1 protein-coding gene is annotated in these 19,539 nt (G+C 63.7%); it reads left to right on the forward strand.

Annotated features, from left to right (window positions below):
• Positions 1-12 precede the first annotated feature (12 nt).
• Complete coding sequence (locus tag A5752_RS27785; protein WP_502686747.1) at positions 13-19,539, forward strand: amino acid adenylation domain-containing protein; 19,527 nt, start codon at positions 13-15, stop codon at positions 19,537-19,539.

Consider the following 19,539-nt stretch of genomic DNA (forward strand, 5'->3'; position numbering starts at 1 on the left):
TCTTGGGGGTCCATTTTGCTTCATGACCGGTCGCTGGAAGCTACCCGCCAGCAGTTAGACATATGGCTCGCGCAGGAGACGGGCCAAGCCGGCACGGAGTGGCAACTCGGGCTCTTCGTGCGGATCGACGGACTGGTAGACCGCGATGCCCTTGAGTGGGCAATCGACCGCGTAGTGCGGGAGTCCGAACCTCTGAGGGCCGCTTTCTCTGAAGTAGACGGCAAGGTCGTCCAAGCTGCGATCGATTTTTCAGACGTTGATGTGGCGTTCCATGACCTCAGTGGCTCGCTCCATCCCGTTGAGGAAGCGCGTCGGTTAGCCGATTCGATCCAGCGGATACCGATGTCGCTCGCAGGCCCGTTGTTCAGGTTCGCGCTGTTCAAGACGCGTCTTGATGAGTTCTACCTGTTCGGGTGCTGCCACCACATAGTCATCGACGGGTTCGGCATTGCGTTGGTCGGACAACGGATTGCATCGCTCTACTCCTCTGCGGTTTCCGGAACCGCCGTTACTCCCGCACTCTTCGGCTCATTGGAGGATTTGGTCGCTTGGGAGTCCGAATACGAATCCTCGAACGATTACCTCGAAGACAAGGCATTCTGGACGGAACACCTTCCGCAAGAACCTTCGCTAAGCAGCCACGGATGCGACGCAGCGGAGAAGTGCGATTCGGGGCCTTCGGACCCAGTGCCTCTAGACCGTCGTGTTCTTGACCGCCTCGAAAAGTTCGCCGACCTGTGGCAGGTACCGCGAAATGTGGTCATCACCGCGGCGTGTGCGCTCGTGATTCGAGGCTTGTGTGCGGACGGCCCGGAGGTCGTGCTCGACTTTCCGGTCAGTAGGAGAGTACGCCCGGAGTCCAAGACCCTCCCCGGGATGCTGGCCGGAGTCGTCCCGCTGGTACTGGCGCTATCGCCGCAGTCCACTGTCGCCGACTTCTGCAGGCTGGTTGATGCACGAATGCGGGAAGTGTTGCAGCATCAACGCTTCCCGGTACATGTCCTTGAGCGCAACGCCCACGCTCGTGTGAACGGCCCTTCGGCGAACAGGGTGAGTGTCAACTTCCTTCCGGCGTCGTTCACACTGGATTTCGGTGGCGTTCGGGCATCGGCGTCCCTGACCAATGCCGGCCGTATGGGCGGCTTTGGGTTGATCTTCTCCGACGCGGGCGGCGACCTTGCACTAAGCGCGACAGGTGCTGGCCATCCGCTTTCCAGTGTCGATGTCGCCGATCTAGCAGAGCAGTTGGAGCGCGTCCTATCGGCAATGTTTGACGACCCTTCACAGTCACTGCGTTCGCTCGCTGTGCTCGATGCGCACGACCGGGCACGACTGGATGAGATGGGTAATCGAGCAGTGCTGGCGGCTCCGACGCCATCGAGGATTTCGATCGCAGAGTTGTTCGACCGTCAGGTGGCCCGCGCTCCGCAGGCAGTGGCGTTGGTTTGTGGGGAGCGGTCATGGACCTACCGCGAGGTCGATGAGGCCGCGAATCAGCTTGCGCACCTGTTCGCTCAGCACGGTGCTGGGCCGGGAGAGGTTGTCGCCCTACTGTTTCCGCGATCTGCCGAGGCGATCCTGGCGATACTGGGCGTCCTCAAGACCGGAGCGGCTTACCTGCCGATTGACATAGGGCACCCTGAGGTGCGGATCAGGTTCATGCTCGGAGATGCCGAGCCGGTGGTAGCGGTCACCAACGCGACGTTGGTGGAGCGGTTGAGCGGCTTCCATGTGCCGGTGATCGACGTCGACAGTCTTCGGATCGAATCTCATTTTTCCAGCTCGCAGCCGGCTCCTACGGCGGATGATATCGCCTACCTCATCTACACCTCGGGCACTACCGGCGTGCCGAAAGGGGTGGCCGTTACTCACGGCAACGTCGTCCAGTTGCTGCAGTCAGCGGATCAGACGCTGATCGCGCCAGGACAGGTGTGGACGCAGTGGCATTCGTATGCCTTCGACGTGTCGTGCTGGGAGATTTGGGGCGCACTGCTGGGTGGTGGGTGCCTGGTGGTGGTGCCCGAGGCCGTGGCGAGTTCACCGGACGATTTCCACACGTTGTTGGTGACCGAGAAGGTCAGTGTGCTGTGCCAGACGCCGTCGGCCGCTGGGATGTTGCCGTCGCGGGGGCTGGAGTCCTTGACCCTTGTGGTGGCAGGCGAGGCTTGCGCACCCGACTTGGTCAGTCGCTGGGCGTCCGGGCGCGTGATGATCAATGCGTATGGTCCAACGGAAGCCACGGTGTACTCGGCGATGAGTGCGCCGTTGGCGCCGGGATCGGGGGCGGTGCCCATCGGGGGGCCGGTGCCCGGAGCTGCGTTGTTTGTGCTCGATGCGTGGTTGCGTCCGGTGCCCGTGGGGGTGGTTGGCGAACTGTACATAGCCGGCGCTGGGGTAGCCGTCGGATATGTGCGGCGTCCCGGGTTGACTGGTTCGCGGTTTGTGGCGTGCCCGTTCGCAGGAGCGGAAGCGACCGGTCTAAGAATGTATCGCACCGGTGATCTCGTGCGTTGGGACGAAAGCGGCCAACTGCACTACTTGGGACGCACCGATGAACAGGTGAAGATTCGCGGATACCGGATTGAGCCGGGTGAGATCCAGGCGGTGTTGGGTGGACTCGACGGGGTGGCCCTGGCGGCGGTCATCGTCCGCGAGGATCGTCCTGGCTATAAGCGTCTGGTTGGATACGTCACTGAATCTTCAGATGGCGCAGTCGATCCCGATCAACTGCAGGTTGCGTTGGCCGAACGGCTGCCTTCGTACATGGTGCCCGCAGCCATCGTGCTGCTCGACGCGTTTCCGTTGACTGTTAACGGAAAACTCGACAGAGCTGCCCTTCCGGCGCCGGAGTACAGTGCGGGAACGTACCGCGCCCCAGCCACTCCGACCGAAGAAATACTGGCCGGCATCTACACCCAAGTGCTCGGGCTCGAGCGCGTCGGGGTTGATGAGTCGTTCTTCGATCTGGGCGGGGACAGCATTCTTGCAATGCGCCTAGTTGCCACGATCAACGCCGGCCTGGGCGTACAGCTCGCGGTGCGCGCGGTGTTCGACGCCCCTACGGTGGCACAGCTAGCTCTCCGCGTGACCGAAGGCGGCGACCGGCGGGAGCCGTTGGTGGCAGTCGAGCGGCCGTCAGTGGTGCCGTTGTCCTACGCGCAGAGCCGGTTGTGGTTTCTCAACCGGTTTGAGAGCGGTGCGGCGACATACAACATGCCCACGGCGTTGCGACTCAGCGGTGCGCTCGATCTCCATGCGCTTGACATGGCGCTGGACGACGTGATCGCACGCCATGAATCGTTGCGCACTGTCTTCCCCGACGTTGACGGCGAGCCGTATCAGCGGGTGCTGCCTGCGGAGGCTGGGATGTGGCGGCGCGGCGGCAAGACGATCGAGCACCTCGCCGAAGAGGATCTCCCCGTCGAGCTGGCGGCGTTGGCGAAATATCGCTTCGATCTGGCCAACGAAATACCGATACGCGCACAGATCTATGCGACGGGGTCGGATCAATATGTGCTCGGAATTGTGGTGCATCACATCGCTTTTGACGGTTGGTCGTTCGCACCGATGGTGCGGGATGTGGCTGAGGCATATCGCACGCGACGAGCCGGGCAGGAGCCGAGCTGGTCACCGTTACCGGTGCAGTATGCCGATTACACGCTGTGGCAACAAGATTGGCTGGGTGACGAGGCAGATCCAGACAGCGTGATCGCAGCGCAGCTGGGCTATTGGCGAGCGGAGTTGGCGGACTTGCCGGAGGTGGTGTCGCTGCCGGCAGATCGCCCGCGCCCGGCGGTGCCCAGCTATCGCGGTGACGGGGTGGAGTTGCGCATCGAGGCGCCGCTGTGGGCGCAGGTCAAGGCGGTGGCCGCGGCGCACAAGACGACGGCGTCGATGGTGATGCAGGCTGTCCTGGCGGTAGTGCTGAATCGCGCCGGTGCCGGTGAGGATATCGTGATGGGCTCACCAATCGCCGGGCGGTCAGACGCCGCGCTCGACGATCTGGTCGGTTTCTTCGTCAACACCTGGGTGCTGCGTGTTCCGGTGGGCTCCCAGGACTCGTTCAGCGAGGTGCTCGAGCGGGTACGCCAGAAGGCGTTGGATGCCTACTCCAATCAGGATGTGCCGTTCGAGTTGCTGGTGGAGCAACTCAACCCGGTGCGCTCCGCGTCGCATCACCCACTGTTTCAGGTGGCCTTGGCGTTTCAGAACAATCTGCGCCCGGATATGACGCTCGAGGAAGTCAGCCTCGAGACAATCGAAATGGACACGCGCACCGCAAAGTTCGACCTGGATATCCAACTCAGTGAGTCGCCAGGTTCCGATGCGCCGATGACCACCGGTACGGTCACCTACGCCACAGACCTCTACGACCGGTCGACCATCGAGCGGATGGTCGCCTGGTTCGGCCGCGTGCTCGAGGCGGTCGTCACGGACACCTCAGTGGCTGTCGGTGATGTCGCATTGCTCGCCGAGGGGGAGCGCAGCCTGGTGCTGTCGGAATGGGCGGGTGCCCAGGTGCACACGCCGGTGGGGCTGGCTCCTGAACTGCTGGCGGCGGCGGCGGCCGACAGTCCCGACACCTTGGCCGTCATCGACGGCGACCGGCAGTACTCCTACCGCGTGCTCGATGAATGGTCGACGCGGCTGGCGCGGGTGCTCATCGAAGCGGGGGTAGGGCCGGAATGCACCGTGGCGGTGGCGATGGATCGCCGGGTGGAGCTGGTGGTGTCCTGGTGGGCGGTACTCAAGGCCGGCGGTGCATATGTGCCTGTGGATCCCGCACATCCAATCGAGCGCATCGCGGGGCTACTGGATGCGGTCGCCGCGCGCTGCGTATTGACCTACGGCACCGACACGTTGGCGGGAGCGGGATCGCGCCCGGTCTTGCGCGTTGATCGTCGGGATCTGTCGCGGCACAGTGCGGATCCGATCACCGACAGCGATCGGTTGGCTCCACTTTCTGCCGACAACGCCGCATATGTGCTCTTCACGTCGGGCTCCACCGGCGTGCCCAAAGGGGTCGTCGTCAGTCACGCCGGTCTATTGGGTGTGGCGGCAGCCCACCGTGGACAGTTCGCGCTTCGCGCGGGATCACGTGTGTTGATGGTCGCCGCACCGACTTTCGATGCTTCCATCTTCGAATGGATGTGGGCGGTGGGCTCATTCGCGACGTTGGTGGTAGCCGCACATGACGCCTACGGCGGGGAGGCATTGACCGATGTCTTGAGCACTCACCCGGTCGACGCCGCGTTACTGACCCCGACAGTGCTGTCCACGCTCGATCGCGCCCGGGTAACTGGGCTCGAGACCCTGGTGACCGGAGGGGAGGCCTGCCCCGCGGAACTGGTTGCCGCCTGGGCGCCGGGCCGTCGCATGTTCAACGCCTATGGGCCGACCGAGGCGACCATCTGGGCGACGTGTGATGCGTTGACCGTCGGAGAACCGGTGCGCATCGGAACCCCGATCGCCGGGGTTACCGCGTTGGTGTTGGACGCTCGCCTCGAGCCCGCCCCCATAGGAGTGGTGGGTGAGCTGTATTTGGCTGGGCCCGCGGTGGCGCGCGGCTATGTCGGCCGACCGGGCCTGACCGCCGAGCGGTTCGTCGCCGCCCCCCATGGTGCGGCAGGGATGCGGATGTACCGCACCGGTGATGTGGTGCGCTGGACCAAGGACGGCACGCTGGATTATCTAGGTCGCGCAGACGCCCAGGTGAAGCTGCGCGGGCAACGCCTGGAACTCGGCGAGGTGGAAAACACGCTGTTGGCCTGTCCGCAGGTCACTCGGGCCGCTGCCAGCCTGCACACGAGTGATAACGGTGATCATCTGGTGGCCTACGTGGACTTGGAACACACCACAGCCGTCGAACACGAGAGCCAAACCGTCGAGCACTGGCAAAACATCTACGACGAGCTATACGAGGCTGACATCGAGGCGCCGGAGTTCGGCAGCGACTTCCGGGGCTGGAACAGCAGCTACACCAACGATCCGATACCCGTGACCGAAATGCAGCAGTGGCGATCGGCCACTGTGAACCGCATCATGGCGTTGCAACCAAGACATGTCTTGGAGATCGGCGTTGGCTCAGGCCTGGTGTTGTCCGAAATCGCACCTCTATGTGAGAACTACTGGGGGACAGATTTTTCCGCTCCTACCGTTCGAAAGTTGCAGTCAGCGGTGGCCTCACAGCCTTGGGGCGGTCGGGTCCGGCTGCTGACTCAGCCCGCGCACGTTTCGGGAGCACTTCCACGAGATTTGTTCGACACCATCATTATCAACTCGGTCATCCAGTACTTCCCCAGCCCACATTATCTGGCCCAGGTGATTGGGACCGCTCTCGATCTGCTCGCGCCGGGTGGAGCTTTGTTCATCGGCGACGTGCGCAACTACAGCCTGCAAAGTGCGTTCCAGACGGGTGTTGTGCTGGCCCACACCTCCGAAGGCGACGCTGCCGATATCCGGCACCGGGTTCAACGAGCAATGATGGGCGAGCCCGAATTGCTGCTTGCACCAGAGTTTTTCACCACATTGGCCGCCGAGAACACATCGGTGGCCGGCCTGGACATCCAGCTGAAACGCGGAACCGCCGACAACGAGCTGACCCGTTACCGCTATGAGGTCGTCATTTACAAGACGCCCGCTGCCTTGCGCTCGCTGGTCGATGTTCCGGCATGGGAATGGAGCTCCTGTGATGGACTTGAAGGGTTGCATGCCCTCCTGACGTCTCAACACCCGGAAACGGTACGTATCACCGGGATTCCGCACGCCGGCGTCATCAGCGACGTCCGGGCCGAACAGGGCCTAGCTGAAGGGCTTTCTCTGAGCGAGGCGTTGGCTTTCGCTGCCGGAGCGCCTGAGGCAATCACTCCCGAGCAATTGCATCGTCTCGGTGAAACCAGCGGATACCGGGCGGCGGTCACGTGGGGCCGCCAGCCTGGCGATCTGGATGCGGTCTTCACGCGTCCCGCCGACTTCGGCCATTCGTCGGCGTTGTGCGATCTGTACCTCCCTGCCGCCCACCCTGGGGCCAGCGCATACGCAAACGATCCGCACGCCAACACCAAGATAAGCGCGGTGCGCCAGTGGATGAGCTCTCGGCTGCCTGACTACATGGTGCCGACTCACTTCGTGGTGCTCGACGAGTTCCCTATGACTTCCTCGGGCAAAATCGACCGAAAAGCTCTGCCCGAACCAGTGACTGCGGCAACAACATTCCGGGAGCCGCGGACTCAGACCGAAAGAGTCGTCGCCGACGTTTTCGCCGAGGTGCTGGGCGTCGACCGGGTGGGGCTCGATGACGACTTCTTCGCCCTGGGCGGAGATTCGCTGATCGCGATCCGCGTCAGTGCTCGGCTGCAGACTGCCTTGGAGCGGGAAGTCCCCGTGCGATATCTGTTCGACGCCCCCAGGGTCGGAGAACTCGCCGATCACCTGGGCCAGCCTAGTGATGGTGCGGCCCATTCCGCCCTGCGGCCGATGCCGCGTCCGGAGCGGGTGCCATTGTCTTTCGCCCAGAGTCGGTTGTGGTTCTTGGATCAGCTGCAAGGGCCGTCCGCCATCTACAACATGGCGGTGGCCTTGCGGCTGTGCGGGAAGCTGGATGCGGGCGCACTCGGCGCGGCCCTGGGCGATGTGGTGGACCGGCATGAGAGCCTGCGCACCTTGTTCGTGACAGATGGAGGCATTCCCCACCAGGTGGTGACACCGTCCGTTGAGGCCGACTTCGGTTGGGAGGTCATCGATGCCGGCCACTGGCCGAAGGCGCAGCTTGTCGAGGCAATAGACACGGCGGTGCGTCACAACTTTGATCTCGCTGTCGAGATTCCAATGCGCGCGACGCTGTTTCGTACTGCTGATGACGAGCATCTACTGGTGGCAGTGGTGCATCATATCGCCGCGGACGGTTGGTCAATCGCCCCGTTGGTGCGTGATCTAGGGCTTGCATACGACAGCCGGTGTGCGGGACGGAGTCCGGACTGGTCGCCTTTGGCGGTGCAGTACATCGACTACACGCTGTGGCAGCGCGCGCACCTGGGTGACGTCGACGACGAAAGCAGTCCCATCAGCGCTCAGATCGCCTATTGGGAGCAGGCTCTTGCCGGCCTACCCGAACGGCTGATGTTGCCCACCGACAGGCCCTATCCGCCGGTGGCTGATTACCGCGGGGCCAGCGTGGCGGTGGACTGGTCGGCCCAGCTGCAGCGACAGGTGGCTCGGCTGGCCCGGGACAGCAACGCCACCAGTTTCATGGTGATTCAGTCTGCAATGGCGGTGCTGCTATCCGAAATCAGCGGCAGCAGCGATGTGGCGGTGGGCATCGCCATCGCCGGACGCGGTGACCCGGCACTCGATGACTTGGTCGGCTTTCTTGTCAACACCTTGGTGCTACGAGTCGACCTGAGCAAGGAACGCGATATCGCTGGAGTATTGGCCCAGGTACGCAGGCGTGGTTTGGCCGCCTACGAGCACCGGGATGTGCCTTTCGAGGTACTGGTGGACCGGCTCAACCCGATCCGATCGCTGTCTCATCACCCATTGGTACAGGTGATGATCACGTGGCAGAACCTCCCATGGCACAGCAACGGCCCAGCGGCCGGCCTCCAATTGGGCGACGTTCAGGTTGAGCCGCTGCCCGCGGACACCTGCACCGCCCGCATGGATCTGGTGTTCTCTTTGGCTGAGCGGTGGACGGAAGCCGGTGAGCCGGCCGGGATTTCGGGAATGGTGGAGTTCCGAACCGACGTGTTCGACGCCGACACAATCGAAACCCTGGTCAGGCGCTTGGAACGGGTGCTCCTAGCGATCACCGCGGATCCGGCTCAGGCATTGTCGTCGCTGGATGTGCTCGATGCCGCCGAACACGCTCTGCTTGACGAGATCGGCCACCGGGAGGTCTTGAATCAGCCGTTGACCGGGGAGTCGATTCCTGCGGTGTTCGCACAACAGGTAGCACGCGCGCCGAGGGCGACGGCATTGACTTTTGCGGGTCAGTCGATGTCCTACCGTGAGCTCGATGAGGCATCAAACCGTCTGGCGCACTTGCTGATCAGTGAAGGTGCAGGTCCGGGGCGGTGCGTGGCGACGTTGTTCGATCGTTCGTCCGAGGCGATCATCGCCATCGTTGCGGTCCTCAAGACGGGGTCGGCCTACCTGCCGATCGATCCATCTGTGCCGGCGGCGCGGATCGCTTTCATGGTGGCAGATTCCACGCCGATCGCAGCGGTCACCTCTGCAGGGTTGACTGACCGATTGCAAGGCCTCGATCTGAGGGTCATCGATGTCGCCGATCCGCGCGTTGACACCTACCCGTTGACCGCACTGGCTGCCCCGGCAGCACAGGACATCGCCCATATCATCTACACCTCGGGTACAACTGGGACGCCGAAGGGAGTGGCGGTCACGCACCACAACGTGACCCGACTCTTCGACGGTCTTGACGTCGGTCTGAGTACGGGACCGAATTCGGTCTGGTCCCAGTGCCATTCATATGCCTTCGATTATTCGGTATGGGAGATCTGGGGGGCATTGCTGTCCGGCGGGCGGCTGGTGGTGGTACCGGACGCGGTGACTCGGTCCCCCCGGGACCTGCATGCGTTGCTGGTTGCCGAAGGCGTCACCGTGCTCAGTCAGACTCCGTCGGCGGTGGGGATGCTGTCATCTCAGGGTTTGGATCAGACGGCGCTGATGATCGCGGCCGAACCGTGCCCGCCTGACGTAGTGGATCGGTGGGCGCCGGGACGCGTGATGATCAACGGTTATGGACCGACGGAGACGACGGTGTATGCCACCATCAGCGCACCACTTGTTGCGGGCTCGGCGGACGTGCCGATCGGTGTGCCAGTCCCGGGAGCAGCGTTGTTTGTTCTCGACGCCCGGTTGCGGGCGGTACCGGCCGGGGTCGTCGGGGAATTGTATGTGGCCGGTTCCGGGGTAGGGCTGGGTTACGTGGGCCGGCCGGGATTGAGCGCGTCTCGGTTTGTGGCCTGTCCCTTCGGGGCGCCGGGTCAGCGGATGTATCGGACCGGAGATCTGGTGTCGTGGGGCGCTGACGGACAGCTGCGCTATTTCGGTCGGGCTGACGAGCAGGTCAAGATCCGGGGCTATCGCATCGAATTGGGCGAGATCCAGGCCGCGCTGACGGCGTTGGAGGGTGTGGATCAAGCCGCCGTGATCGCCCGTGAGGACCGCGTCGGCGACAAGCGCCTGGTCGGATACATAACGGGAGATGCCGATCCGACACAGGTCCGCGCCCAACTATCTGACCGGCTGCCGGCGTACATGGTGCCAACGGCGGTGGTCCTCCTCGATGCCCTGCCGCTGACGGTCAACGGCAAGCTCGACAAGCGCGCGTTGCCGGCACCGGAGTACGCCGAATGCGACACGTATCGCTCCCCGCGCACTGCGGTTGAGGAAATCCTGGCTGGGATCTTCGCTCAGATACTGGGACGTGAGCGGGTGGGGGTCGACGACTCATTCTTCGACCTCGGCGGGGACTCATTGTCCGCAATGCGGGTGACTGCCGAGATCAACACCGCGCTGGGCGTCGACGTCGCGGTGCGAACGCTCTTCGATGCCTCCACAGTCGCCCAACTCGCGCCGCGTATCGGAGAAGGTTCACCTGGGCTGCCGCCATTGGTGGTCGTCGAGAGACCGGCGGCGATACCGCTGTCCTTCGCGCAGCAACGGTTGTGGTTCCTCGAACAGTTGCAGGGATCGTCAGCTGTCTACAACATGCCAATAGCGTTACGGCTCAGCGGTCAGCTTGACGCCGGGGCATTGGGTGCGGCACTGGCGGACGTGGTCGGACGCCAGGAGACCCTGCGCACAATATTCACGACGGTCGACGGCGCACCCCGTCAGTTGTTGGTGCCCACGGAGCGGACCGACTTCGGCTGGGGGGTCCTCGACGCCCGGGAGTGGTCGCCCACCAGGCTGAATGAGGCCATCCAGGAGGTGGCGTCTTACACGTTTGATCTGAACACCGAGATACCGCTGCGCGCAAGGCTTTTCCGTATCGCCGATGACGAGCATGTACTGGCTGCAGTGGTGCATCACGTCGCAGCGGACGGATGGTCGGTACGTGCCTTGGTAGCCGACCTGGGAACCGCATACGCCAGCCGGAGTTCAGGTCGAGATCCGGATTGGGCGCCGCTGCCGGTGCAGTACGTCGACTACACGCTGTGGCAGCGTCGGCACCTGGGTGATCTTGAGGACAGTGAAAGCCCCATCGCCGTGCAGCTCGCTTATTGGGAACGGGCGCTGGCGGGGCTCCCCGAGCGGCTGGCAATTCCCACCGATCGGCCCTACCCAGAGCTGGCTGATTATCGCGGAACCACCGTGACGGTGGACTGGCCGGCTGAGCTGCAGCAGCGGCTGACCGAGGTGGCTCGTAAGCACAATGCGACCAGCTTCATGGTGGTGCAGGCGGCGCTCGCGGTGCTCCTCTCGGAGCTGAGCGCGAGTTCCGATGTGGCGGTGGGTTTTCCGATAGCTGGTCGGCGTGATCCGGCGCTCGATGAGCTGGTGGGATTTTTCGTAAACACTTTGGTGTTGCGCGTCGATCTGACCGGTGATCCGACGGTTGCCGAGATCTTTGGTCAGGTCCAACAGCGCTCGCTCGCGGCCTACGAGCACCAGGACGTGCCTTTCGAGGTGCTGGTCGAACGGCTCAACCCGACCCGCAGCCTGACCCATCATCCGCTGGTGCAGGTAATTCTGGCGTGGCAGAACGTCGTCGGGGACCCGGTCGCCGATCTTGTTTTGGGCGATGTGCAGGTCACCCAGCTGCCTGTGGACACCCGTACGGCCCGGATGGATATCGCGTTCTCGTTGGCGGAACACTGGACTGAAACGGGCGAACCGGCTGGGATCAGCGGCACGGTCGAATTCCGTACCGATGTCTTCGACGCCGCCAGCCTCGAGACACTGATTGAGCGGCTGCGGCGGGTCCTCGTGGCGATGATCGCCGATCCGCAATGCCGTCTGTCGTCCATAGATGTGCTGGATGCCCACGAGCGCGCACAGCTGGATCGCTGGGGCAACCGTGCCGTGTTGGCCCAGACCGCTGCGCCCGCGTCGATTTCGCAGTTGTTCGCCGCCCAGGCGGCGCGTACTCCTGAGGCGACAGCGCTTACGTGCGAAGGCTGTTCGTGGACTTACCGCGCACTCGATGAGGCGTCGAACCGGTTGGCTCATCTGCTGGTCGCGCAGGGGGCGGGCCCCGGTCAATCCGTGGCATTGCTGTTCGCCCGCTCGGCCGAGGCGATCGTGGCAATCCTTGGCGTGCTCAAGACGGGAGCGGCGTATCTGCCGATGGATCCTGCGGTGCCGTTGGCTCGAATCCAATTCATGATCGAGGATGCCGCGCCGATGGCGCTGGTCACCACCGCTCAATGGGTTGGACGGCTGAACGGATTCGATGGCCTGGAAATCATCGAGCTCGGTGATCCCCGCGTAGAAGGCTATCCCTCTACTGCATTGTCCTTACCGCTGCCAGATGACGTGGCCCACATCATCTACACGTCGGGGACAACGGGCATTCCCAAGGGAGTGGCCGTGACTCAGCACAACGTCACCCAGCTGTTCGAGTCGCTCGACATCGGTTTCGAGCTGGCGCCGCAGAAGGTCTGGACGCAGTTCCATTCGTATGCCTTTGACTTCTCGGTGTGGGAGATCTGGGGTGCGCTGCTGTTTGGCGGGCGGCTCGTCGTGGTGCCCGATTCTGTCGCGCGATCACCGGAAGAATTCCACACTCTGCTTGTCGCCGAAAAAGTCAGCGTGCTCACCCAGACACCCTCGGCTGCAGGGTTGCTCTCGCCTGACGGTTTGAAATCCGCGGCCTTGGTGATCGGCGCGGAACCCTGCCCGCCTGAACTGGTGGATCGATGGGCGCCCGGGCGTGTGATGGTCAACGTCTATGGTCCGACAGAAACGACCATGTGGGCGGCGAAGAGCACGCCGCTTGTGGAAGGCACTGGTGCGCCGCCGATCGGTTCGCCGATAGCTGGCGCCGCTTTCTTCGTGCTCGACAGATGGTTGCGCCAAGTGCCGGCCGGTGTGGTCGGCGAGCTTTATGTCGCCGGCCGCGGTGTGGGGGTCGGATACTGGCGCCGGCCGGGGTTGACCGCCTCGCGCTTCGTGGCATGCCCGTTTGCCGGCGGGCAAGCGTCGGGACAACGGATGTATCGCACCGGCGACCTGGTGTGCTGGGGCCCCGACGGGCAGCTGCGGTATCTCGGCCGTGCAGACGAGCAGGTCAAGATCCGCGGGTATCGCATCGAGCTCGGTGAGATTCAGTCAGCCTTGGCCGGACTCGCCGGTGTGGAGCAGGCCGTCGTGGTCGCACGCGAGGACCGTCCCGGAGACAAGCGACTGGTCGGCTACATCACCGGCACTGCCGATCCCGCGGGCGCACGCGCCAAACTGGCCGAGCGGCTGCCCGGTTACATGGTGCCGGCTGCCGTCGTCGTGATCGACGCACTGCCGGTGACCGTCAACGGCAAACTCGACAAGCGGGCGCTACCGGCACCCGACTACGGCGACGTCGACAGCTACCGCGCTCCGACAACCTCGGTCGAGGAGATGCTGGCCGGCATCTACGCCCAGGTCCTTGGGTTGGATCGTGTCGGGGTCGACGAGTCATTCTTCGACTTGGGTGGGGACTCCGTGTCGGCGATGCGGCTGATCGCTGCGATCAACACCAGCCTGGACGTCGACTTGGGCGTCCGGACATTGTTCGACACGCCCACGGTGTCCCAACTGGCGCCACAACTGGATTCGGCCTCACGTCGGCGTGCGCCGCTGGTGCCCGTAGATCGACCTGCTGTGGTGCCTTTGTCGTACGCCCAGAGCCGCTTGTGGTTCCTCAATCGGTTCGAGGGCGGAGCGGCGACATACAACATGCCGATCGCGTTCAGGATCAACGGGCTTCTCGACATCGAGGCGCTCGCTGCGGCACTGGACGACGTGATCGCACGCCACGAATCGCTACGCACCGTCTTCCCGGAGACCGGCGGTGTGCCGTCTCAGAAGGTCCTGCCGGCGGAGCCGGGAATGTGGCGGCGCGATAGCACGACAATCGTGTCGTTGCCCGCATCGGAAGTCGAAGGCGCATTGGCGACACTTGCAAGTCATCGGTTCGATCTGGCCACCGAGATCCCGATTCGCGCGCGAATCTTTGCCGCGGGGCCGGATCGGTATGTCGTGGGAATCGTGCTGCACCACATCGCTTTTGACGGATGGTCCATGGCACCGATGGTTCGCGATGTCGCGGAGGCGTACCGGGCAAGGCGCCAAGGCCTGTCCCCGAGCTGGGCGCCGCTGCCCGTGCAATACGTGGATTACACGCTTTGGCAACAGGATTGGCTGGGTGTCGAGTCCGATACCGATAGCGTGATCGCCGCCCAGTTGGACTACTGGCAGAAGGAGTTGGCCGATCTGCCCGAAGTAGTGTCACTGGTTTCGGATCGGCCCCGGCCTCCCGTGCCCAGTTACCGCGGCGATGTTGTGGAGCTGCGCATCGAGCCCGAGCTCTGGGCCGGCATCAAGGCGGTGGCTGCGGCTCACAACGCCACGGCTTCGATGGTCACGCAAGCAGTCTTGGCCGTCGTGCTGCACCGCGCGGGAATGGGGGAGGACATCGCGCTGGGCACCCCGATAGCCGGACGGTCGGATCAGGCTCTGAACGAATTGGTCGGGTTCTTCGTCAACACGTGGGTGCTGCGCGTGGGAGTGACCCCGGGGCAGCGGTTCAACGAGGTACTTCACCAGGTGCGCCAGAAGGCGCTGGACGCCTACAGCAATCAGGATGTGCCGTTCGAGCGACTGGTCGACCAACTCAACCCGGTTCGTTCCACATCGCATCACCCGCTGTTCCAGGTGGCCTTGGCTTTCCAGAACAATGTGCGTCCCGAGGTGGCGCTCGACGGAGTCGACGTAGAGCCCGTCGAAGTGGTCACGCGCACCGCCAAGTTCGATCTCGATTTCGATCTGAGAGAGGTGGCGACTGAGGACCCCGCCAAGCCGATGGCTGCCGGCGTCGTGACGTACGCGACTGATTTGTTCGACCGGTCCTCCATCGAGCGGTTGGTGCGCTGGTTTGACCGGATCGTCGAGGCGGTCGTAGTCGATTCTTCGGTGGTTATCGGTGAGGTGGGGCTCCTGGGCCACGATGAACGCGATCTAGTGCTGTCGGAGTGGTCTGGCGCGGCGGTGACAGCGCCGGCCGGTATCGCGCTGCAGTTGCTTGCAGCAGCGGTAGCCGCGGATCCGGACGCGGTGGCGGTTGTCGACGGTGAGCGCCAATTGTCGTACCAGGTGCTCGATGATTGGTCGACCCGGCTGGCGCGGGCGCTCATCGAGACGGGGGTAGGCCCTGAATGCGCTGTGGGTGTGGCCACGGGCCGTTGCGCGGAGTTGGTGGTGGCCTGGTGGGCGGTCCTCAAGGCGGGTGGGGCCTATGTGCCGCTGGATACTGCGCATCCGGTTGAGCGCGTCGCCGGGGTGTTGGACACCGTGGATGCGAAGTGTGTACTTACCTGTGGTGTCGACGCTTTCGCGGGGACGGGCTCGCGCCCGGTGCTGCGCATGGATGACCGGGCTGTGTGTGGTGTCTCCGCGGATCCCATCACAGATGCCGATCGTCTGGCACCGCTGTCTGTGGACACCGCCGCTTATGTGATCTTCACGTCGGGATCGACCGGCGTTCCCAAGGGCGTCGTGGTGAGCCACGCGGGTCTGCTCGGACTGGCTGCGGCGCAGCGCCATACGTTCGGCTTGGCCCCCTCGTCTCGGGTGTTGATGGTCGCCGCACCGACTTTCGATGCATCGGTCTTCGAGATGTTGTTGGCGGCGGAGGCGGGTGCGACGCTGGTGGTGGCCGAACGCGATGCCTACGCCGGGGAAGCGCTGACCGATCTCCTGCAAGATCAACGGGTCAGTGCGGCCGTGGTGACGCCCTCTGTAGTGGCTTCGCTGGACCGGGCTCGGCTCGATCGGCTTGACACCCTCATCACGGCCGGGGAGCCATGTCCGGACGAACTCGCGGCCGTGTGGTCACCGGGGCGGCGGATGTACAACGCGTACGGTCCCACGGAGACGACGATCTGGGCGAGCTGCACAGCACCGCTGTCTGTGGGGCAGCCCGTCGACATCGGCGTGCCGATCCCAGGCGTGTCTGCGCTGGTTCTGGATTCACGGTTGAACCCGAGCCCGCCCGGGATGGTCGGCGAACTGTATGTGTCCGGATCTGCGCTAGCGCGTGGGTACGTCGGCAGGCTGGCACTGACGGCGGAGCGGTTCGTGGCCAACCCGTATGGGAGGGCCGGAGAACGGATGTATCGTACTGGGGATCTGGTGCGCTGGTTACCGGCGGGCACGCTCCAGTATCTGGGGCGCGCCGACGCACAGATAAAACTGCGCGGACAGCGCATCGAGTTGGGTGAGATCGAGAACACGCTGCTGGGTTGCCCGCTTGTCACGCAGGCCGCGGCGACCGTGCACCATAGCGATACCGGTGCGGATCATCTGGTCGCTTATGTCGCGCTGGAGCATGTCAGCACCGTCCATCACGACGTTGAGATCGTCGACCAGTGGCAGCACATGTACGACGAGTTGTACGGCTCTGAGCTCGAAACATTGGAATTCGGAATGGATTTCCGTGGCTGGAACAGCAGCTACACCGGTGATCCGATTCCTCAACCGCAGATGGAGGAGTGGCGGCGCGCCACTGTGAACCGGATTCTGGAGTTGCAGCCAAGGCGTGTTTTGGAGATCGGCGCGGGCTCGGGTCTGATTCTGTCTCAAGTCGCTCCGAACTGTGAACGCTATGTCGGCACTGATATGTCCGGAGCGGCTGTCGATAACCTCTTGGACGCGCTCGAGCGATTGCAGATTCCGTGGCGAGACCGCGTTGAGTTGTTGACCCGCCCAGCGCACGTGACGGACGGCCTTCCGGTTGGTTACTTCGACACAGTGATCTTCAACTCGGTAATTCAGTATTTCCCGAACGCCGGATACCTGGCCGAAGTCATAGACGCTGCAATGGACCTCCTGGCACCCGGTGGAGCTTTGTTCATCGGCGATGTGCGAAACCACAGTTTGCAGAGGGCCTTCCAGACTGCAGTGGCATTCGCACGCGCGAAGACCGACGACGCCGCCGACATTCGCCAGCGGGTGGAGCGCGCGGTGCTGGGCGAACCCGAGTTGCTGCTCGCGCCGCAATTCTTCACCACATGGGCTGTCGAGCATCCGTCAGTCGCCGGCCTCGACATCGAAGTAAAACGCGGCATAGCCGACAACGAGTTGAACCGGTACCGCTACGACGTCATAGTCCACAAGACTCCCACCCAAGTGAGGTCAATGGCCGAGGTACCCACCTGGGAGTGGAAGACGAGCGGGGGGGTCACCGCCTTGGAAGCCGCGTTGACTGCGCGGCGCATCGACGCGGTGCGAGTTTGCTCAATTCCGCGGGCCGGGGTCATCAGCGACGTTCAGGTCGAACAAGCTCTGGCCGCCGGACTGACGGCCGTCGAGGCGCGCAGTCAGGCCGCAGTGACATCGGAAGGGGTTGTCCCGGAACAGCTGTACCGCCTGGGTGAAGCGGCCGGATACCACGTCGCAGTCACATGGGGCGCTGAACCCGGCACCGTCGATGCGGTGTTCACCGCAGCGATGAACGGTGCGCACGGACCCGCGTGGACAGACCTGTATCGGGCCCCGGCCACAGCCGAACAGCGCAGCATCTACGCCAACGATCCCGACACCAACACGAAGATCAGCGCGGTGCGCCAGTGGATGGGCGAGCGGTTACCCGAGTACATGGTGCCAAGCCAGATCGTGGTCCTCGACGAACTGCCACTGACCTCCTCGGGCAAGGTAGACCGCAAGGCGCTACCCGAACCGGTGTTCGCGGCTACGGCTTTCAGGGCCCCTCAGACACAAACCGAAAGGATCATCGCCGACACCTTCGCCGACGTATTGGGCGTGAGCCGGGTCGGTCTCGACGATGACTTTTTCGCCCTCGGGGGCGATTCATTGATAGCGACCCGGGTGACTGCGCGGCTTCAATTGGCTCTGGGCCGGGAAGTACCGGTGCGATGCCTGTTCGACGCGTCAACCGTTCGCGGTCTCGCTGACTACCTGCGCCGGCATGGTGGCGATGCGGTACGTCCGGCGGTGCAACCGATGCCGCGCCCGGAGCGGCCACCGCTGTCCTACGCTCAGCAACGGTTGTGGTTCTTCGACCAATTACAAGGACCATCCCCGGTTTACAACATGCCAGTGGCGTTGCGAATGAGCGGGCCGCTGAATGTGTCGGCGTTGGGGGCGGCGCTGGTCGATGTGGTAACCCGCCAAGAGAGTCTGCGCACGCTGTTCCCGTCGGTCGACGGTCTACCCCATCAGCTCGTGGTGCCCTCCGAGTCCGCGGACTTCGGTTGGGTCGTTGTCGATGCCAAAGGCTGGTCGGCAACGCAGCTGGAGGAAGCCGTTGGTGCGGTGGCGCGTCACAACTTCGACTTGCGCAACGAGATCCCCCTGTATGCACGGCTTTTCCGCGTGGCGGATAACGAGCACATATTCGTAGCGGTGGTTCACCATATTGCTGCCGACGGCTGGTCGGTCAGACCGCTCGTGAGGGATCTGTCAGTGGCGTACGCCAGCAGGTGTGCGGGGAGGACACCCGATTGGTCGCCGTTGCCGGTGCAGTATGTCGACTACACGCTGTGGCAGCGAGAGCATCTCGGGGACCTGACGGATGACGACAGCCCGATCGCAGCGCAGCTGGCCTACTGGGAGGATGCCCTGGCCGGACTGCCGGAGCGGCTACAGCTGCCGACCGATCGGCCGTATCCGCCGGTGGCCGACTATCGCGGTGCCAGCGTGGAGGTGGACTGGCCGGCGCAGCTGCAGCAGCGGGTACGCGATCTGGCCCGTGAACACAACGCTACGAGCTTCATGGTGATCCAAGCAGCCTTGTCGGTCTTGCTGTCCAAGCTCAGCGGCAGCTCCGATGTGGCAGTGGGGATCACGACCGCTGGTCGCGGTGACCCCGCACTGGACGAGCTGGTCGGTTTCTTCGTCAACACGTTGGTGTTACGTGTCGATCTGGGGAGCGATCCCACGATCGCCGAACTGCTGAACCAGGTTCGCGAGCGCGGCCTCGCGGCTTACGAAAACCAGGACGTGCCTTTTGAGGTGCTGGTGGATCGGCTCAACCCCACTCGTAGCCTGACCCAGCACCCCTTGGTGCAGGTGATGTTGGCGTGGAACAACCTGCCGTGGTACAGCAGCGGTCCCGCGGCCGGGCTGACTCTCGGTGATGTGCAGATCACGCCGCTATCGGCGCAAACGCATACTGCACGAATGGATTTGGTCGTCTCCCTGGCTGAACGTTGGAGCGACACCGGTGAACCGGGGGGGATTGGGGGGCTAGTGGAATTCCGTACCGACGTATTCGACGTCGCAACCATCGAGCTGCTGATTGAGCGCTTGCGACGCGTGTTGATGGCGTTGACCGCCGACGTGGCGGCACAGTCATGA

The organism is Mycobacterium sp. 852002-51961_SCH5331710, from assembly GCF_001665535.1.
Taxonomy (GTDB): Bacteria; Actinomycetota; Actinomycetes; order Mycobacteriales; family Mycobacteriaceae; genus Mycobacterium.